The 19,121-nt window shown below is 36.5% G+C and carries 23 protein-coding genes and 1 pseudogene; 6 read left to right on the top strand and 18 right to left on the bottom strand.

All coding sequences use genetic code 11. The features are described from left to right. Positions 1-99: 99 nt before the first annotated feature. Positions 100-777: an RraA family protein gene (locus AOLE_RS09125; RefSeq protein WP_013197782.1), complete on the bottom strand. Its 678-nt coding sequence runs from the start codon at positions 775-777 to the stop codon at positions 100-102. Between the two features lie 199 nt (positions 778-976). Between AOLE_RS09125 and AOLE_RS09120 the strand changes: the two genes are divergently transcribed. Both AOLE_RS09120 and AOLE_RS09115 read left to right on the top strand, forming a co-directional pair. Beyond that, complete coding sequence (locus tag AOLE_RS09120; RefSeq protein WP_081399142.1) at positions 977-1,966, top strand: hydroxyacid dehydrogenase; 990 nt, start codon at positions 977-979, stop codon at positions 1,964-1,966. Between the two features lie 75 nt (positions 1,967-2,041). Further along, positions 2,042-3,361: an MFS transporter gene (locus AOLE_RS09115; RefSeq protein WP_013197780.1), complete on the top strand. Its 1,320-nt coding sequence runs from the start codon at positions 2,042-2,044 to the stop codon at positions 3,359-3,361. A 59-nt stretch (positions 3,362-3,420) separates the two neighbouring features. Here the strand turns inward: AOLE_RS09115 and AOLE_RS09110 are convergent, their stop codons facing one another. After that, positions 3,421-4,119 (bottom strand): IclR family transcriptional regulator, encoded by a 699-nt coding sequence (locus AOLE_RS09110; protein ID WP_013197779.1) that lies wholly within the window; start codon positions 4,117-4,119, stop codon positions 3,421-3,423. A 253-nt stretch (positions 4,120-4,372) separates the two neighbouring features. After that, positions 4,373-5,833 (bottom strand): carotenoid oxygenase family protein, encoded by a 1,461-nt coding sequence (locus tag AOLE_RS09105; RefSeq protein ID WP_013197778.1) that lies wholly within the window; start codon positions 5,831-5,833, stop codon positions 4,373-4,375. Positions 5,834-5,936: 103 nt separating this feature from the next. On the opposite strand from AOLE_RS09105, the gene AOLE_RS09100 reads away from it, so the two are divergent. After that, a complete protein-coding gene (locus AOLE_RS09100; RefSeq protein ID WP_013197777.1) occupies positions 5,937-6,548 on the top strand; it encodes a TetR/AcrR family transcriptional regulator in 612 nt (203 codons plus the stop codon). Positions 6,549-6,585: 37 nt separating this feature from the next. On the opposite strand, the pseudogene AOLE_RS19820 reads toward AOLE_RS09100, so the two are convergent. From AOLE_RS19820 to AOLE_RS09085, 4 genes and pseudogenes are all read right to left on the bottom strand, one after another. Then, positions 6,586-6,765 (bottom strand): annotated as a pseudogene (locus tag AOLE_RS19820) (hypothetical protein); the annotation flags it as partial. A 137-nt stretch (positions 6,766-6,902) separates the two neighbouring features. Further along, the gene (locus tag AOLE_RS09095; protein WP_013197776.1) at positions 6,903-8,036 is read right to left on the bottom strand and encodes an OmpW/AlkL family protein; all 1,134 of its coding nucleotides are present in this window, start codon (positions 8,034-8,036) and stop codon (positions 6,903-6,905) included. A gap of 341 nt (positions 8,037-8,377) precedes the next feature. Continuing rightward, positions 8,378-8,614 (bottom strand): hypothetical protein, encoded by a 237-nt coding sequence (locus AOLE_RS09090; protein ID WP_013197775.1) that lies wholly within the window; start codon positions 8,612-8,614, stop codon positions 8,378-8,380. A gap of 7 nt (positions 8,615-8,621) precedes the next feature. After that, positions 8,622-8,831 carry a hypothetical protein gene (locus AOLE_RS09085; protein ID WP_005305637.1) on the bottom strand — a complete coding sequence of 70 codons (210 nt, stop codon included), beginning with the start codon at positions 8,829-8,831 and terminating at the stop codon, positions 8,622-8,624. Between the two features lie 353 nt (positions 8,832-9,184). Between AOLE_RS09085 and AOLE_RS20490 the strand changes: the two genes are divergently transcribed. Then, positions 9,185-9,358, top strand: coding sequence for a hypothetical protein (locus AOLE_RS20490; RefSeq protein ID WP_005305641.1), 174 nt, complete (start codon positions 9,185-9,187; stop codon positions 9,356-9,358). Between the two features lie 275 nt (positions 9,359-9,633). Here the strand turns inward: AOLE_RS20490 and AOLE_RS09080 are convergent, their stop codons facing one another. The 7 genes from AOLE_RS09080 to AOLE_RS09050 all read right to left on the bottom strand — a co-directional run bounded on the left by AOLE_RS09080 (position 9,634) and on the right by AOLE_RS09050 (position 14,174). Next, complete coding sequence (locus AOLE_RS09080) at positions 9,634-9,864, bottom strand: hypothetical protein (RefSeq protein WP_013197774.1); 231 nt, start codon at positions 9,862-9,864, stop codon at positions 9,634-9,636. Between the two features lie 151 nt (positions 9,865-10,015). After that, the gene (locus AOLE_RS09075) at positions 10,016-10,198 is read right to left on the bottom strand and encodes a hypothetical protein (protein WP_013197773.1); all 183 of its coding nucleotides are present in this window, start codon (positions 10,196-10,198) and stop codon (positions 10,016-10,018) included. A 158-nt stretch (positions 10,199-10,356) separates the two neighbouring features. Beyond that, entirely contained in the window at positions 10,357-10,497 is a 141-nt protein-coding gene (locus tag AOLE_RS19815) for a hypothetical protein (RefSeq protein WP_013197772.1), read from the bottom strand. A gap of 238 nt (positions 10,498-10,735) precedes the next feature. Further along, the gene (locus AOLE_RS09070; protein WP_013197771.1) at positions 10,736-11,083 is read right to left on the bottom strand and encodes a TonB C-terminal domain-containing protein; all 348 of its coding nucleotides are present in this window, start codon (positions 11,081-11,083) and stop codon (positions 10,736-10,738) included. Positions 11,084-11,188: 105 nt separating this feature from the next. Next, on the bottom strand, positions 11,189-11,851 hold the full coding sequence (locus AOLE_RS09065) for a hypothetical protein (protein ID WP_013197770.1): 663 nt from the start codon (positions 11,849-11,851) through the stop codon (positions 11,189-11,191). Between the two features lie 126 nt (positions 11,852-11,977). Continuing rightward, on the bottom strand, positions 11,978-12,535 hold the full coding sequence (locus AOLE_RS09060) for a TetR/AcrR family transcriptional regulator (RefSeq protein ID WP_013197769.1): 558 nt from the start codon (positions 12,533-12,535) through the stop codon (positions 11,978-11,980). 781 nt (positions 12,536-13,316) lie between these two features. Continuing rightward, positions 13,317-14,174: an SDR family oxidoreductase gene (locus AOLE_RS09050; protein WP_013197766.1), complete on the bottom strand. Its 858-nt coding sequence runs from the start codon at positions 14,172-14,174 to the stop codon at positions 13,317-13,319. Positions 14,175-14,301: 127 nt separating this feature from the next. Here AOLE_RS09050 and AOLE_RS09045 point away from each other — a divergent pair, with 127 nt between their 5' ends. Next, positions 14,302-14,661, top strand: coding sequence for a winged helix-turn-helix transcriptional regulator (locus AOLE_RS09045; protein WP_003651924.1), 360 nt, complete (start codon positions 14,302-14,304; stop codon positions 14,659-14,661). A gap of 106 nt (positions 14,662-14,767) precedes the next feature. Then, the gene (locus AOLE_RS09040) at positions 14,768-15,202 is read left to right on the top strand and encodes a winged helix-turn-helix transcriptional regulator (protein WP_023274226.1); all 435 of its coding nucleotides are present in this window, start codon (positions 14,768-14,770) and stop codon (positions 15,200-15,202) included. A 67-nt stretch (positions 15,203-15,269) separates the two neighbouring features. Here AOLE_RS09040 and AOLE_RS09035 read toward each other — a convergent pair whose 3' ends face one another. Genes AOLE_RS09035 through AOLE_RS09020 form a run of 4 tightly spaced genes read right to left on the bottom strand, consistent with a single transcriptional unit; the run spans position 15,270 to position 18,864 of the window. Then, the gene (locus tag AOLE_RS09035; protein ID WP_013197764.1) at positions 15,270-16,520 is read right to left on the bottom strand and encodes an NADH:flavin oxidoreductase/NADH oxidase family protein; all 1,251 of its coding nucleotides are present in this window, start codon (positions 16,518-16,520) and stop codon (positions 15,270-15,272) included. A gap of 8 nt (positions 16,521-16,528) precedes the next feature. After that, positions 16,529-16,915, bottom strand: coding sequence for a hypothetical protein (locus tag AOLE_RS09030; protein WP_004642957.1), 387 nt, complete (start codon positions 16,913-16,915; stop codon positions 16,529-16,531). 47 nt (positions 16,916-16,962) lie between these two features. Continuing rightward, complete coding sequence (locus AOLE_RS09025; protein WP_013197762.1) at positions 16,963-17,826, bottom strand: alpha/beta fold hydrolase; 864 nt, start codon at positions 17,824-17,826, stop codon at positions 16,963-16,965. Positions 17,827-17,850: 24 nt separating this feature from the next. Then, entirely contained in the window at positions 17,851-18,864 is a 1,014-nt protein-coding gene (locus AOLE_RS09020) for an alpha/beta fold hydrolase (protein WP_013197761.1), read from the bottom strand. Between the last annotated feature and the right edge of the window lie 257 nt (positions 18,865-19,121).

Raw genomic sequence — 19,121 nt, 5'->3', positions numbered from 1 at the left:
TAGCGACCTAATAATTATTGAGTTAACTTTTGAGAGCCTAACGAAGCTCAACCATTGACTTCGCTAGTTCCGCTCCTGCTCGAATATTTTTGAATGACCTTATTCGGGTAATTCACATCCTTTTTGTTTTAAGCTGTTGATCACCCAGCTACGGTCATTTTCACCTACGGCGATTTGATCTAATTGCTTTTGTTCAGCGGCATGTTTGGCACTTGCCTTCAGATAAACTTCTTCTACTTCTGCATACGGCACGCTTAAAAGTCCATCTTCATCCCCTAAAATCAAGTCTCCCGGTTCAATTACCATTCCATTGATTGCGATAGGAACATTAATTTCCCCCGGTCCGTCTTTATAAGGCCCTCGATGTGAAACTCCTGCTGCAAAAAGTGGAAAATCTCCCTCTCCAATTACAACCGAATCACGAATCGCACCATTAATAACAATGCCGGCTATACCTTTCTTAATGGCATAAGCAACCATCATCTCTCCAATTAATGCATTGGTTAGATCGCCACCCGCATCAACCACGATGACATCTCCCGCTTGGGCAATATCAATAGCGTAGTGCAACATCAAGTTGTCACCCGGACGCGCCTTAACTGTAATGGCAGGTCCACAAAGATATCCCTTTTTATGCATTGGTCTTAATTGAGCCCCGCCTGAAGTCATTCGATTCATTGAGTCACTGACATTAGCGACTGGTAGATTTCGATATTGCTCAATCCATTTTTGCTCAACTTTTCTGTCGTTTTTTAGCACTCTAAAACCAATTGCCATAACTTTTCCCTTACATCAGTTTTCTTGTGCAAATTAATATGACAGCATTTTTTTGAAATGTCATTTCATTTTTAATTAAATTTAAACTAAAATTTACTCAATTTTTAAATTTAGTTTTTACTATTGACTATTTTTTTGAAATGAAGTTTTAATAATATGGATTATTAAGGACGTATTTTGCTCAAAATACTAAAATGGAGTGCAAGTCAAAATGAAACGTAAAGTTCTTATCACGGGGCCAACATTAACTTCAGATGCGTTACTGTATGCTCAATCCCATGATATTCAGTTGATTCCAACTGAACCCTACATGCCAAAAGATGAAATGGAAAAACTCATCCATGATGAACAACCTGATGCAATTATTGTGCGAACAGGCAAACTTTCTAGGGATATGATTTTTGCTTCAGATAATTTAAAAGTGATTGCAAAACATGGTGTTGGATTTGACACAATCGACACTCAGGCTGCCGCTGAACGAAAAATTCCTGTCACTATTGCCGTAGGCGCAAATGCACAGTCTGTTGCCGAACACGCTTTTGCACTTATGTTTAATGTTGCTCGACAAGTCACGTGGTTAGACCAACGAATCAGAGAAGGTCATTGGGACAAAGCAAGTGCAAATGGTGTGGAGTTATATGGAAAAACGCTGGGCTTAATTGGTTTAGGGGCAATCGGTAGCATTCTCATGAAGTTAGTCGCTCCCTTAAACATGAAAGTAAAAGTATATGATCCGTTTCTACAAAATCTGCCAGAGCTTGATTATGTAGAACAAGAGCATGACTTTGAAAAACTCTTAGAAACCAGTGACATTATTAGCCTACACTGTCCACTCACAGCAGAGAATAGACACTTATTTTCTCATGCCCAATTTGAAAAGATGAAACGCTCAAGCATCTTAATTAATACAGCACGTGGTGAATTAATTGATCAAGCTGCATTAGTTGATGCACTAAAAAATAATAAAATTGCTGGTGCAGGTTTAGATACTTTTTCTTCAGAGCCACCTGAAAAAGATAATCCATTATGGGAATTACCTAACTTGGTTGTGACTCCTCACATAGGAGCAAACACAACAGATTCACGTAATCGCGTTGGTCTCTTAGCACTCGAACAGATTGTGAGTATTTGGGATGGTCAACTATTAAACCCACGAGCTATCGCTAACTGGAAGTTACTCAATAGCTAATCATGGAACTCAATTGTTTCTAAGCTTTTAGATGCGAGAACAATTAAAATATTGAATATAAAAAAGGATTTTTTTATGTCTACAGAATATTCTCAAGCGAGTGCGATTGAACGTGAAACAATGCGCAAGGTGGCGTGGCGATTGCTGCCTTTTTTAACGCTTTGTTATGTGATTGCTATTATTGACCGTGGCAATATTGGTATGGCTTCATTACAAATGAATGAAGACCTTGGATTAACAGCTACTGCCTTTGGTTTTGCCAGTAGCTTATTTTTCTTTGCATATTTTCTATTTGAAGTACCCAGCAACCTCGCCATGCAAAAATTTGGAGCAAAAGTATGGATTGCCCGAATTATGGTGACTTGGGGGGTAATTTCAGCTGCAACAGCATTCGTTGAAAGCTCCACATCGTTATATATTATGCGCTTTTTGCTAGGCGCTGCCGAAGCTGGTTTTTTCCCTGGTGTGATTTTATATCTAACCTATTGGTTGCCCGCCAATTATAGAGGCCGAATGATTGCTATATTTATGGTGGCAATTCCGGGGGCAAACTTTCTAGGTTCACCATTATCTGGTTTTTTACTATCCCTAGATGGTTTGATGGGCATGCGCGGATGGCATTGGCTATTTATTTTAGAAGGTATTCCTGCGATTTTACTGGGTATCGCTTGCCTATTTGTACTCACAGATCGACCAGAACAGGCAAAATGGCTCAATAGCGAACAAAAAGCTTGGTTAGTTGAAAGACTACAATTTGAACGCCAACAAAAAACTCCGATTGGTCATATTTCACTATGGCAACTTCTAAAGAATAAATATATTTGGGCTATGATCATTATTTATTCTGGTGCTTCTGCTGCTGGAAGTACAATGAGTGTTTGGGCACCTCAATTAATTAAATCATTCGGTTTGAGTAATGTAGAAATCGGTTTAGTAAATGCGATTCCTTATGGCTTAGCTTCTATTGCCATGATTCTTTGGGGTCGTAGCTCAGATCGTAAAAATGAACGCCTTTGGCATACAGCAATCGCTCTATTAATGATCTCAATTGGTTTATTAATTGCTTTGTTCACGTCTTCACTTATTGGCACAATCTTTTTACTCAGTATCGTTTTAATTGGTGCTTATTCTGTGAAAGGTCCATTCTGGGCTTTAGCATCCTCATGGATGTCACCGACTACAACGGCGGCTGGACTAGCAGCAATTGGCGCATGCGCTAACCTGATTGGTGGCGGCATGATGGTGAATATCTATGGTGCAATCCATGATGCAACAGGAAGCCATGCTATAGCCCTACTTCCACTTGCAGCCTTAAATCTCGTATCGGCTATTATGGTTTTCATTATGTCTAGAAAGAAAGCCGTTTTGTTTAACCAACCACAAAGCACTTCGTAAATAACACGAATAAAAAAAGGGCTAAATCATTAGCCCTTTTTATATTTAAAATATTAAGATTAATTACGAATACTCTTACCACCCAAACTTTTGGTCAAGTCATCTGCAATTTTAAAGAAGAAATCACCCACAGATTTTGCAATTTCCGAAGTAAAGCGGCTTGATGGACCTGAAACAACCAATGCGCCAACCACATCATTTTGAGCATCAAACACAGGCAATGCCATTGAAGCAGCATGTGGCTCCGTTACACCAGTTGAATAAAAAGGATCAGTTCTTGATAAAACTTGTTCGTGTGTTGACCGTAATGCTTGAGCACCTGCCGCACCATCCATTGGCCGAACTTCACCCGGCTGAATATGAACGCGCAATCGATGGGTAGAGTTTATTCGATATTGGCAAAGACGATATGCCCCATGCTTAACGTAAAAAGAAGCTGTTTCGCCAATTTCATCTACAAGTTGCTGTAAACAAGGCACAACATGTCTTTCTAAGTCTAAAGCATCTTGATAAATTGTATTTAAACGCATGACTTCGCTGGCAAGCGTATATCTGCCATCTGAAAGACGGTTAACAAAACCAAAATCTTCTAGCGAAACAATTAAGCGCATGATGGTTGCTTTATTTAATTCTGTTCGTTCAGCGAGTTCTGCTAGGGTTAAAGATTTATCACCTATTCTAAAAGCAGTTAACAAAGTTAAAAGGCGATCAGCCGATGCATTTCCGCTTGTTGCTGGGTGAGGTTTAATTTTAACCATGTTTTTCCTACAATAGCTTGATATCAATTTTAATGTATTGAATTAGGTTTTTAACTTTACCATATTTCTTATATTTTAATTTAATCTCTCAAGTGACCTTCGGTTTTTCTTTACTCAATCATATAAAATTCATATCTTTCAGTCTATTATGCTAAAAACTTGTAAATATTATCTATAAATATCAAAAGCATAATATTTTTCTAATTATATAAAATGTGCATTCTTTTAGCAGAATGCACATTAAACTATCTTTTTAAATATCTACCCAATTTGCATGAAAACCCAAAGGCACCCTTACAGGTAAATCAATAGTAGCTTGGAGGTCTTGCCCAATTTTTTTGGAGTCGAGTATTACGACTTTACTTGGCTTTATTCCGTCTAAAGCATGGATATACGAAATTAACCAACCATCACCTTCTTCACTCTCAGAGTGTTTTGGTAAAAAAATCACTTCGCCAGTGAAATAATCATCACCATATGAATGCTTATAGGATTCACCTTTGAGTAAATCATGGACCAATAAATTATTTGCTTTTAAATTAATATTATCTACTGGCTCACCTTCATTTCCAACAGAAATTGAATAAGCAAAACGATAAGGTTTCCCAACAAAACGTTCATCTAGACGAGGAAATTCTTGAGGAATTTTTGAAATTACTTCCCGTTTTAGAGTTTGAGTACCAAATTGCAGAGTCCATCTTTCAAACTGGATAAGCTGCTTATCTACTGGCCCCTGAATAGAGTCAGTAAAGGTCTTGGTGTGAACACAAGCATCAAAAATGATATCGCCATTTTCAAGATCATATGCATTAAATGAATGAAAAATAATACATGGATCTACATCAAACCATTTTATATCCTGTGCATCACCATTTTTTGGTAAGACACCTATTCGCGCAGGGTGCTTTTCATTCCATGAATAGGGCAATTGCATCCCTTGTAACATTCTCTCGATTGAAAAAGTTACAGGGAAATCCAGAACTAGCATTTTAGTTTTTGTCATACCGCAATCATGCATCATTGGCCCATGCTTAACAGGGATACTGACCCGCTTCTTAACTTGGCCCGATTGATCAATCACCTGATAATAGACTTGCATTGGCAGTAAAGCATCATAGCAAATCGCATGTAACTCTCCCGTATCTGGGTCTACATGAGGATGAGCTGTAAAAGGATAATTATCTTTACTGTTGAATAAACCATATTTAAGGCTATTTAATTCATGATCTAAAGCGACTGGAAACGGCCCTGATTCTGTTATTGTCCAGATCTTTCCTGCATGACCAATAATATTCGTATTTGCGACATCAACTGGACCTCGAGGCTCACCTTTTATTTTCTCTCGCCCTAATTTTTTATGTATGTGATGCGTCCCTACATATCGATTTTTATACCATAATGCTTGACCATCTTTTAACCTTAGGCCATGTACCATCCCATCGCCCATAAACCAATTATAGTTTGCAGGGTTTTCAACTTCTAATGGATTTGGACCCATTCTTAAAAAAATGCCATTTAATGAAGATGGTATTTCTCCATGCACAACCAAATCACTTGAAAAAACCTCTTTAGTAACTGGTGCAAAGGGACCTACAAGAAAAGGATTATCTGGGCTATAGGGAACTCGGCTTTGATGGAAACTCAGAAACTTCCCTACTACGGAAGAAACCAGCTTATTGTTAACAATTTCATTACGGATACTTGTCCTGTTCATTCGATTACATCCTACCTGTTGATTAATTTTTTGTATAATTCCAGTATGTATCAACGAATGTATACACTGTATACTTAATTAAAATTACACGAGGATGTTTATAGTGTCAACATCGGGCATAAATCCAACTTCTAGCTATCACCATGGTAATTTGAGAGAAGCTTTACTTATTAATGGCTTACAATTATTAGAGTCTAGTCAGGGTGTTGATTTTAGTATGCGAGAATTGACCCGCATGATTGGAGTATCCCCAAATGCGGTTTACAGGCATTTTGCAAATAAAGAAGAACTACTGACCGCTTTAGCCATATATGGTTTTGAACAATTAATAGAAGCTCAAGCGCATGCTATTCATAATGCAACCAACCCCAAAGCCGGTTTTTTAAACTCAGGTAAAGAATACATATATTTTGCTATTAAAAACCCATCTTTATTTAGACTGATGTATAGCCAGTTTGCTGTTGCTCAAGATGATGAAAAATTAAAATCTATGACAGATTTATTCTATACAGGAATGCTATATGCAGCGGCAACAGCATTTCAAACCTCTGTCGATACTGAACAAAGCCAAACGATGGCAAGATTAGCTTGGGGCATGGTTCATGGTCTAAGCTATTTAATTATTGACGGACAATTTAGTCATTTGAGTAATGATGAACTCAACATCATGATCGATAATGTGCTAGAAACAGCAATAGCTGTATCAGGAAAATAGCTGCTTTTAGATTAAAACAACAGCAAGATATGATGAATCAATGTATTCCTATTCTTATACGAAAACCATGAGGATTTTCATCCGTAATTTTAATTGTATAAAGATATTTAAGCTGTTTTTGATCTTTCCTCATATCAATTTTAACTACCCCATCAGCCTTCTCGCCAACTATATCAACTTTATAAGTATAAAGTGGTCGTTTAGGGATAGAATAATTGATACCAACATATCATACGTTAAAAAAGAAAAACCCCACCAATAATTGATGTTTGGCAGGGCTTTCTATGCACAGAAAATACGACAGGTTAAATCGTAAATTTTCCTAAATGATAGATTAATATTTAAATGAGGATATTAAAAACGATAACCCACACCTAGATATGTAATTAAGGGATCAATATCAACTTTGGTTGAGGCATGAATTAACTGCTTACCTGTTTTGCTATCAATCACATCAATATTTGCGCGGTTATTTAACTTTGCATAGGACACTGAACCAACAGCATACCAATTTGGCGTGATGTCATAAGTAGCGCCTAGACTCACAATTGGGGCAATCGCATCAGTTGCTTTAACCCAAACATATGGATTTGCACTTGAAGTTTTACCATCTAATGCAGCGCCAGCATTATTATCTAGAACATTCTGAATCATATGCCCCGCAGCAATTAAGTCAGAATTAATTTGGTCGTTTAACTTAATGTTAGAAAAGCGTGAATACATAATTCCGGCACCAATATATGGGCGCAATTTATTTACTCCTGCCTTACCAAACTGATATTGAGCCTCTAATGCTGGAGTCCATGCACGCACCGTAGCAGCTTTCGATTTATTACCCAGATTAGTGATTGGAATGTCTTGTAATAAATCAAGTTTATCCCCGATAACCAAAGCAGCTAATCCTTCAGGATTTGCAAAACCAGATAACGGCGCGTTAATTTCTCCTTTCCCCTTAATATCAACTTTTGGAGGAATCCCACCAATTAACTGTAAAGACACGTTCTCATTCACATAGTAATTAAACATTAAACCCAGAGTGTCTACATCTTCTGCTTCAAGCCCTGTACCTTTACCTTCCCATTGTTCTAATCCTTTAATGGTTGCTGTACCAGTGATATCTGGCGAAACCATGTCATTTTCATCTACAAGCCCTAATAGCTGACCAACCGATTGTTGTTGATTGCCGTTTTCATCGACTGGATGACTAAATACCATATCGAGAACTTCTTTGGCATTTTCCCCAGTTGATAATGTTGCATTAGGGTCTATTGATTTCATAAATGCTGAAGTAGAAATAGTTCCGACTTTGGCAGTGGTTCCATTTGCTACAGCAGTATTGATGTTGAATGGATTTGCTTTACCTTGTGGCATGACATGCAACCACCCAGCAGATACAGAAAACCGTTTAAATTCTGCATGTGCTGTTTGAGTTCCCGTTACAAAAGCCACGGCGAGCAGATTTCCGCCTATTAATTTTAAAATATCCATTTTATTTCCTTTATTTTATTTAAGAGGTTTCCATTAACCTCTTCATTTAAAATAAAGATTTTTTTAACTTTTGGTAAAATTTTCCGACAAAAAGCATTATAAAACAATATATTAATTTTACTTAATTTATTTTAATTGATTGAAAAATATACAACATAAGTGAATTTTCTATGGAAATTTATAAATTAAAAAAAAGCCCACCTTCCGATGAGCTTTTTATTTAATTAAAATTAACGGTATGTATTGGCTTTAAATTCTGCTAATACTAGACTTATAAAATCTATGATTTAAATACAACGACTATTTATTAAAAAAAAGAGCACCTAAGTGCTCTCTTGTTCTTATTGATTTTTGGATAAGGCAAAATTTATTGCCCTGTCATATGCGTGTTCTTGTAACTCGGTATATACATAGAAATGCTGTTCTGTCTTGGTAACAGGATTAATGAGTTTCATTGCTTCATAACTATGAGTATTTAAATCATTAGGATCAACATCAAATGCTTCTAATTGCTGCTCTCTCCACTCACCACTTAGAACACCACCCACACAAAGCCATTTTGTTGAATTGTCTGACATATCATGTTTACTCTATATAATAGCTGTTGCCATCGGAACTGTTGAAAACCAAATTTAAAGTAGGGTAAATACATTCACCTTTTAACAAAATATATTCAACTTTGGGTCTCTGAACTCTAGAAGAATGACCGATTTTATTAGTATCTACTTCTGTATAGTTTGCGTGCGCTCTTTTTTCTTTACCTTGGAAATCAATAATTGTAATTTCTTTTAGCATTAATATGCTCCAATTTAATCATACATATTATGCCCAACGATATTTTTATACTATGAATATTTTGTAGGCAACTAGATTGAATTAATTTTTAAAAAACTATCAATCCAAAACGTGGAAAAAAATTATATATGTTTACTTTGTGTACCCCTACTTGAAAGTTGGATAAGGCAATTTCAAAATTTAAAGGATAAGACTCAACAGGTTATATATAATTGATTTTATTTATGAAATAAGTTGTCGACATAAAGATCCTTTCTTGGACAAATCAACACACATGAGTCTTAAAACTACCGCAATGTAAAGGCCTTTAAAGTGTACTATCAACTCTCCCTAATGAAGATAAGAAGATAAAAATGTCAGGTTTTAAAAGTTTTTCTCAAAATACAACTAACCACGCTAATATCATCAAATCTCAAATGAACAAGCATCCTGCAACACCACCTACTGAAACTCAACCTTCAGAAGTTCCAGGCACAGTAAAAGATCTGCCTGAGAATAATGAACAACCTGATCCTAATAACAAATAATTTCTTATTAACAGTGCTTTGGACGTTGTTTTGAGGCTCTGCTACTATAAAGAATAAATTAGTGCACTGATTTATTATACTATTAACTACTTTTATCAATTTGATTTGTTTAGTTATTTAAGAAATTACAGCCATTCATTCCAGAAAATTGATATGACTAGTCTCTCAGATATGAGGGGCTTTTTTAATTGTTTTTACTTAACCAGTATTTAGCCGACTCCGCCTAGATAGATTAAGCCCACCATAATTGGCAGGCTTATTTTTTAATATCTGAATTATGAAAGATAGGGATGTTTTTGCGCCAAGTGATCATTCGCTATTTTTGTAATTTCAAAATAAGATAATTCTGCACAAAGCCAAAAACGATATATATTTTCGCCCACTAAGTAACTCTGGCGGTTGTATGTTGATTGTTTACTTACATCTATTTCACTGGCTTCAAAGTAAGTACCTTCACGGTCATATACAACTTCACCATCTAAATCACCGCCAATACAAATGAACATTGTAATAATCCATAAATTTATGAAGATCAGCTTAACACATATAGAAAAAATCCCCCCAAAATAAGGATATTTTGCGAAGCTTTATTTAGTGTAAACGGTCAGGAATTTTTAGTCGTATTGGTTAGGATAGATAAGCTTTATTAATCGAATATCAACTCTTGGTTGAACTTTCTATTTGAATTTTATACTTAATATTTTTCTCCTCATCAATATAGGATAGTAAATGTTCATCCCTTCTTTTCCTTAATTTTCCAATTTCTGAATCAATTTTTGCAGTAATCAACGATTCCTCTTCTTGCTCCTCATTAGGAATGTACTCACTTATTGATTTCATACTTTAACACTCCTGTTTTACTGCATTGTTAGTTTAGAACAACTAAATAAACAAGTGCATTAGAGTGTTTTTTATTATTAAAAGAAAATTTGAAATCTATAAAACAAAAAAGCTCACCTTCCGATGAGCTTTTATTTAATTAAAATTAGCGGTATGTATTAGGTGTTAAATTCTGCTAATACAAAGTTTTTTACTATTTCATCAAAATTAGGTTTCAGAAGAGTTAGCTTGCTATCTTTTATAGTTTTATACCAATAACTTGCTGCAACTCCCATACTGAACAAAGCTAACAATTTCATTGCTCACCTCACTTATTGGGAAGAGTGAAACTTAAAGTATCATTCGCGTTTGTAGCATTCCAACTCGTTTTAGCGAGGTTTCTGTATATTTTTTAAGCGATGTGTAATATAAAAACCACATCTTTGATAGGCTTTCTCTAATGCCAAAAGTGCAATTTACTTATACTTTTCCCAGTATCATGCCAACCTAAAATTTCCCATGTACAAAGTAAAGTTCTTAATAAAAAATAAAGAATGGTTATTCTTCATTTTTAACTTTGTCTGTGGAAGGTGTAATTATAAATGGTTGACTGAAGTAAACTGGATAATCCAGATTCTTATATCTAAGATTCAGCTTTTCTTGAAATATCTTAAAATTTGTAGCTCTTATCGCTTTTAAAATTTTTTCATCTTGCTCCAGATCACCACTACTCTTTGTAAGAACTACGTCAAACGAACCATTTTTATAAAGTTTTATACGTGCTTCTGCTGTTAGATTTTTTGGTCCTGATTTAGAAATTTGGACACGCGGTACTTCATCATTTGCATAGACAGTCACACCAAGAGTTAAAACAAATAGCCCACTTACTAAATATTTTTTTATCATATTTTACCTATAGTTACTTTTAATCATATTTTTATAGTTAATAAAAAATCTTTTAAAATAACTGCGCTGCTTAATTTAAAACTTAGAACTTCTTCTAACAAAAATTTAAGTTTCTTTAGTTCCTTCATTCTTGTTTTCCAAAAAAAATTTTAATTTTATTCTTACATTCTCATAAAATTCTTTCTGTTTTTTAAGTATTCGTTGATTTACTATTTCATCCTCTTTTAATCCTATTTCAATCCTTAGTTCTCTTTGCAAGTCTAAAGCTTTAATTCCATAGTCACGCATAAAATCCATTACCTCAATCTGTATTCTCAGTCTTTCAGGTTCATTTCCTTCAAACTCATAGAACTCTGTACCATAGCGTTTAATCTTGAATAAATCTTCAATTAATTGCATTGTAAAATCTAATACTTTTTCTTTAGTCAACGGATCAGAAATAAAACTGGCCTCATGTAAAGAGGCAATTAACTCGGTTAAAGCTAAACTAAAATTTTCTTCGTAAACTTCCTTATTTGCGCTAATGAAAGAAAAAACTGCCATCATAAAGTTTTGCCACTTACGGACTAAATCCAGATAAACATCTCTTTTTGCCTCAGCTAATTTATCAATTTTATGCGCTTTTAAAGTAGAATCTGCTGTAAGTTTTATTGAAATTATTAAAGCTAAGCCACTAATTATTCCCCCAATGACAGCTGCCCAAAGTGTATAATTAGCCTGAATCTGAGCACCATGTATTGTTGCTGTAGCAGAAATTAATTCTTCCATCTAATTCTCTATAAATAATTGCTATTCGAAGATGACATAATTCTTGAGTCAGCGCATTAAACTAAATCTAATTATTTTAGCGTATTCCACCATTTGAAAATTATAACAGCAAAAAACTTCAAGTTACTAATGAGCCATCCCACCAAAAAACCTCCCCACCACCACATCCCTTTCATCCAAACGATTTGAGCTTAAAATCTGGAACATCAAACCATCAATTAAGTTTAAAACCATATTGGCATCGGGTTTTAGTGTGTTGTTCTCTAAACTAAAAACCAGATCAAAAAGTTCTCGAAGTAACCATTTTCTATATTCAATTGCCATTTGGTAGGCCTGAGAGTAAATCTTTTTAATTTCAAAAATAGCTTTAAGTAATAGATAGTACAGACTATTAAAATTGACATGTAAAACAATAATCTCTTTGAGTTTATCGCTTGAGGTTCGGTAACAGCTTGAGTAAATAATTGCCAGCACTTCTTCTTTCAGGCGGCTTTTTTGAAAAGATACACACCTTTCAATAAGCTGCTCTTTTGAGTGAAAGTAGTTGTAAAAAGTGGCTTTAGGAATTTTGGATTCTTTGGCAATCAAGTCCACGCCCGTATTGTGAAATCCATAGAGATTGAACAGCTCTATTGCAGTATGAATAACATGTAATTTTTTGGAAGATCTTTCTAAAGTTGGCATCGTTTTACCGTTATAAATTCTTGTTGTTTCAAAAGAGATACTTTTTGAGAGAAAAAAGGCACAGCAAAGCCGTAAAGACTGTGCATGGCACATCTCAAGTTTTATTGTTGCTAAGTTTTAGACGTAATGATTTAAAGTCCGATAAGCCTATAGCTCATCAAACTGCTTTAAATTGATTTAAGTTGTGTCGAGATAGATTTTGATTTTGACAGTGACTGCCAATAATTTATGAATGTGCATGGGCCAACTCCTTCTTTTGGGAGTTCTGCCGAAACATTATAAATTATGGTGGCAGAACGGAAGCGGGTTGACGGACTGGGTTCGACATCCAGCACACCCGAAGGTGTCCCACTCCCGTCCTACCGCTACGGGAGGGAACGAGGTGTGCGCACATAAAACTATCCCTCAGAAAGGAATAATCTGATGTGGTCGATCATCGGTCCGTCAAAACCGACTGGCAATGTAGGCCAGCCCGCAAATGGTAATCTTCAAAAATTAAGGTGTCAATGTGAAATTGGATAGAAATTATTTAATTAATTATTGTTTTTCATTTAATTACATATTTAAGGAAAAACTTAAGTAAAAATAAACAGAAGTAGAAATGATAGAAGAAGCAGTAACAGCAGTTCAATCAAAGTTGCGCTATACATCAGGAAAAAATCTGATCGGGTCAACTTACTTTGCATATTAATGATGGGAAACCTATTTATTAAAATATACAAAAGGCCTAAATCCGAACAATTTAAGCCTTTTGCTTTTAGATAAGAACTATAGCGTTAACTTAAGATAAGAATTCTTTAATCGTCTCTTGCATACTTGTAGTGGCACGACCAATTAACTGGTGCAGATCTTTGCTATCACTATACAAACCACCTTTAGATACGCCTTCATCTGAATCTGCCAAGATGCCAGCAAACCCTTCTGGTATGCCCAATTGTATCAAGAGCGCTTTATATTCCTCTTCTGGTAGGTCTTGGTAAATGACTTCTTTTTTGCTAATTTCACTTGCCCATTTTGCAACATCGTCAAGGGTATAACTCGCATCGCCTGCTAGTTCATAAACTTTATTTTCATGCCCGTCTTGCGTTAATACCACAGCGGCAGCAGTCGCATAGTCTAAGCGTGAAGCAGAAGCAATTTTGCCGTGATGCGTTGCCCCCAAAATTTTGCCATGCTCAACTGCTTGTGCAAGCCCCATTGCATAGTTTTCGCTGTACCAGTTATTACGTAATAGCGTATATGGGATATCCGATTTTTTTAAATATTGTTCAGTTTCAACATGTTCTTGTGCTAATAGAAGTGGTGATGTATCTGCATTTAATAAACTCGTGTAAATAATAAATTTTACGTCTGCAAGTTTTGCCGCATTAATCACATTTTGGTGTTGTACTGTACGTTGACCAACTTCACTCGATGAGATTAATAAAAGCTTATCAATACCAGCCAATTGAACCGAAAGTTTATCTGCGTCATGGCCATAATCAAAAGCACGCACTTCGATCCCTTTTGAGCTTAAATCTGATGCTTTTTCTGGATTGCGAACTAATGCGACAATATTTTTTGCGTCAGTCCGTTCGAGTAATTGAGAAATAACCAATTGGCCGAGTTGACCTGATGCACCAGTAACTGCAATACGCATGATGATCTCCATCTGATGTAGTTGATATATTCCAATCATCGTAGTACCTTAACTTACTAAAAGTAAGTACTTACCTAAAAGTAAGTTTAGAAACAAATGTAAACTTTTGTAATGAAGGTGGTACGCGATGAAAGGATACGTTTTTGCAGCAGATTGTCCCTCTCGAAAAATTTTATTAACTCTCACGAGCCGTTGGAGTGTCTTGATTTTAGTTGCACTTCGAGATCAACGTCTGCGTTTTAATGAGTTAAAGAAAATTATTGATGGCATTAGTGAAAAGATGTTGGCACAAACCTTAAAAACGCTTGAGCACGATGGTTTTATCGTACGTCAGGATTATGCAGAAATACCACCTCGTGTAGATTATCAATTAACAGACTTTGGACGCGAGGCTTCCGAACGACTTTTTGATTTAACTACTTGGCTTGAAAATAATTTATCCAAGTTATTAGAAAGTCAGCCTAGTGCAGACATAGTTCAAAATTGACTCGGGACATAGAGTTATTATTGTATATTTAGCATTCAAACTCGCTTAATTCGCTACTTTGTGTTAGTATTATTTTAGTAGTTACTATTGAGTTTATTAATTCGATATGAGTAAAAATAGCAATCTAGAAGTCTGCCCAATCGCCAGAAGCCTTTCTGTACTAGGTGATGCGTGGAGCATGTTGATATTACGAGATGCTCATGCGGGTTTCACTCGTTTTGATCAGTTCCGTAAAAGCTTAGGTATTGCACCAACCATGCTAACAAAACGGTTATCTGTTTTAGTAGAAGAAGGCTTACTTGAAAAAAGACAATATTCTGAACACCCACCACGTGAAGAGTATGTATTAACTCAAGCAGGTAAAGATTTTTTACCAGCTTTATTTGTGATTGGTGCATGGGGTCGAAAATATAAACCCTTTGAGCAACCTGAGAAAATGGTAACTTTCATTGATGCAGAACGAGGCACTGAAATCAAACCTATTGTAATTGACCAAGTGACGGGAGCCGAAATTGGTACTCGCCCGATCAGTCAAAAGTAATGAATGATTTAAATATAAAAGCACTCAATTGGAGTGCTTTTTATTGGCCTGATGTAAAGTAAATGGGTTATTTTGCTCGGCTACGTTGGGTGGCATAAGTTCCCCAACCACTGAGTAAAACTGATTTAATAAATGCCCATAAGCCACTTTCTTTAGGTTTCGGCTCTTTACCTTTACCAATCCGTTTGAGTTGTTGGGTATACCAAAGTACTTCCATAATCCCGAGACTATCAATTTTTTTGATGCCAGTTTTGATGGGTTGCACTGACTGAAAACCATTTTTTCCTGCCAGTAAAGATTTGGGTACATCAGGTTCAATTGCCATAAGTCTTGCAATTCCAATAACATCACATGCATGTGACTGCAAAGCTTGATCCATACCTTCTACAGTTCGGAATCCACCTGTTACCATCAACGGCGTTTTTACGAGTGTTCTCACTTTTTCGGCGAAATCAATAAAGAAAGCTTCGCGTGCAATTGTCGATGCTTTTTGTGGAGCTTTGGCTACTCCAGATTCGTAGGTGCCACCCGATATTTCAATCAGGTCAATGCCTGCATTCGCTAAAGCCTGAATAGTTTCTAAGGAGTCTTGCTCGGTAAACCCGCCTTTTTGAAAGTCTGCCGAGTTAAGCTTAATCGCAATAGGAAACTCTTTACCGACTTGTTTTCGGATCTCTGTATAAACTTCCATTAAGAAACGGCGACGTTTTTCTGGTGTACCACCCCACTCATCATTTCTTAAATTGTGCAAAGGTGACAAAAACTGGTTAATCAGATAACCATGCGCAGCGTGAATCTCAACTCCACTAAATCCAGCCTTTTTACATATCGCAGCACTACGCCCAAAACGCTGAATAATTTCTAGAATCTCTTCATGTGTTGCTTCATCCGGTGTTGCAAATAAAGACTGCATTTCTGCACCAAATGGCACTGCCGATGCAGAAATGTTACGTACATTTAATCCTTTCGGTGATTGTTTTCCCGGATGATTTAACTGTGCCCATAATTGAGAACCTTGTTCGGTCACGGTTTTTGCCCATTTCTGTAAAATTGCAAAATCACGCTCATCCTCAACCACCACATTGCCAACCTCACCTAAGGCTTTGCGGTCAATCATAATATTGCCAGTTATGATCATCCCAATCCCTGATGCGGCCCAACGCTGATATAGCCGAACATGTTTTTCGTTTGGATTATTTGAATAGCTGGCTAAAGTTTCACTGGTTGCGGCCTTCGCTAAGCGGTTTGGAATGATGACACCATTCGGTAAAGTTAAAGGCTGATTCAAAAGATTCGTTTTTAATTGCAGATGAGTCATGGCTTATCTCACACAGTTAAAGAGGGTTTTGAATGGGGTTGAATAAAGTCCACTAAACTTTGAAACCACATCACATCCACAAAATTTCCGGTAATGACAAGGTCTTGTGTTTTAAGTGCAGTTAAAAAAGTGTTTACACTGTCTTTCGCTGACAACACGGCAAACCCTTTGCTACCCGTTTTAAACGTAAAGGTAAAACTTGGTGACTTGGTTAGCCCTGAATAAGAGTTAATCTTGCCATTTTTCACTTCGAAATAGCGGCCTTCACCACTTGCTGTTTGAATCTGAAAGATGACATTTTTATCTTTCACATAAGCTGCGCATTTCGGGTTCTTTTTTACAGCACGCTGCATGAGCTTGGTCAGCATCCACAGCAATAATTTAAATTTCATCATTTTTATCTTCTTGATTCATCAAATTGAATGGACGGAACTCATGGGCATTATTCATCTAAAAACTGGATTGCATGTTTTACGAAGCGTTCAGGATACTGAAATTGGGCACCATGTCCTGCATCGGGATAAATAAATAGCTGAGCATTTGGAATGTTAAGTGCCATGTGATATGCATTGATGGTCGGAATCATCACATCATCGACACCATTTAAAATGAAAGTAGGTTGTTTAATCTCACGTAAATGTGCAAAAGGATCTTGTTCATCAAGTTTAGGTAAAAAATGCATATTGGCTTCTATCTGTGCCTGCATGACTTCAACTGAACTTGCTGGATCTTGGTTTTTACGCTCATGGCGACGTTGCCAAAATTCATGCCCTGCCTGAATAGCAGCTTCAGATCGGCCAAAAAATAAAAAGAGGAAGTCTTCTTCAGAAGGCACAGCAGTTGTTGCATGCTTCAATACCAAAGCGGCAACTTCTGGATCATCTCCACGTGGTTTGCCACCTCTTGGTCCCGTACCTAAAAGCATTAGTTTTCTGACGAGTTCAGGATGGCGGCGTACTAAATCTTGTGCCTGAAACCCGCCCAGTGAAAAGCCTAATAGGTCAACCTGCTTTAAACCTAATGCACGAATGACTGCTGCCGCGTCGTCTGCCATATCTTCAATGCGAGTACGGGGCTGGCCAGTAGATGAAGCAATCCCGCGACCGTTAAACAAAATGACTTCACGCCCTTGCGCTAAACCATCAGTAATCAGTGGATCCCAATTGTCTAAACCACCTCGGAAATGCTGAAGAAAAAATAGCGGTGCTTGCTCTGTATTTGCATTACCCCATCGACGATAGGCAAAATTTGCTCCATCTACTTCAATGAATTGGGTCTCGGCTGTTTGGTGTGTAATTGTTGTCATGGTCATAGTCCTAAATTTAAGTTCTTATTTAGCTAAGAATGTAAGTGATTGTTTTACAAAATCTTCATTAAACTGAAATATTCCCCCATGACCTGCATCTGGATAGATTACAAGTGAACTATTCGGTAAGCGCTTTGCTAAATCATAAGTATTTACTGTTGGCACCATTCGGTCATGATCACCGTTGGCAACAAGAACAGGTTGTTGAATCACAGAAAGGTCAGCAGGTTTTTTACTTCCCCATTTTTTTAATGCTTTAAGCTGGGCACGATAGGCAGAAATGGTAATTTCTTTATCCCTGTTTTCAGTACGTTCATTAATACGTTGAATAAAGGCTTTTGCAGAAGCTTTACCATTTTCTGTACGAGTGAAGAAAAGATAAACCTTAGGGTCTTGACCAGTCACCATTCCACGAACTAAATCCCAATTAGAAACTCGCCCGACTGTACTAATTCCAGTACCGCCCGCAGGGCCAGTTCCCGATAAAATCATTTTTCTAACCAAATTCGGCTGTTTTAGCACAATCTCTTGTGAAATCATGCCGCCCATCGAAAAGCCAAATAAATCAACCTGCTTAAAGCCTTTTGCTTGAATGAAAGTAATCGCATCATCTGCCATTTGTTCAATTGACTTTGCTGGTTCACCAGTCGAAGCACCAACGCCGCGATTATCAAACACAACAACATGATGTTTAGCCGCAATTCCATCAATAATTCGTGGATCCCAGTTATCTAGTACAGCAGCTAAATGGTTTAAAAAAATGACAGGTGTTCCACCATTTTGTTGACCATATTCTCGGTAAGCGAAGTTAACGCCACCTGCACTAATAAATTGAGTTGGGACATTTGTCCAATTTGTATTGAGTTGGGGATTTTGACCGGCTTGCTGATTGATAACACTGTTTTTTGACACTTCATTCGCCTTAGTTAAGGGGGTGCTAAAAGAGAGTGATTCCACAGTCTCAGCCTGGCTTAAGGGAGCACTAAAAATAGATATCGCCGTCAAACTCATAGCAACTGTATTTAATAAAAAATTCATTTCTCTGATCCTCAAATTTAATTCATTGATCTGATTCATCTGTTTTTATGAGTGATCTTTCAAAGAGAGAAAAGATAAAAACAGAGTAGGTATCGATTTAATATTAACTATATATTGATAAACCCCCTTTGTCACTATCTTTTTAGTACTAACTATTATTTACTTGAATTTCTTGTAAAAATTAAATGAAATAAAAAAGGACTGCTTCGTGTTGATACACAAAACAGCCCTTAAAATTACTGATCATCAGTTCAAGA

Origin of the sequence: Acinetobacter oleivorans DR1 (assembly GCF_000196795.1) — a bacterium.
Lineage (GTDB): Bacteria > Pseudomonadota > Gammaproteobacteria > Pseudomonadales > Moraxellaceae > Acinetobacter > Acinetobacter oleivorans.
Note: the sequence above shows the minus strand (reverse complement) of the source record. Positions and strands in the feature narration are given on the sequence as shown.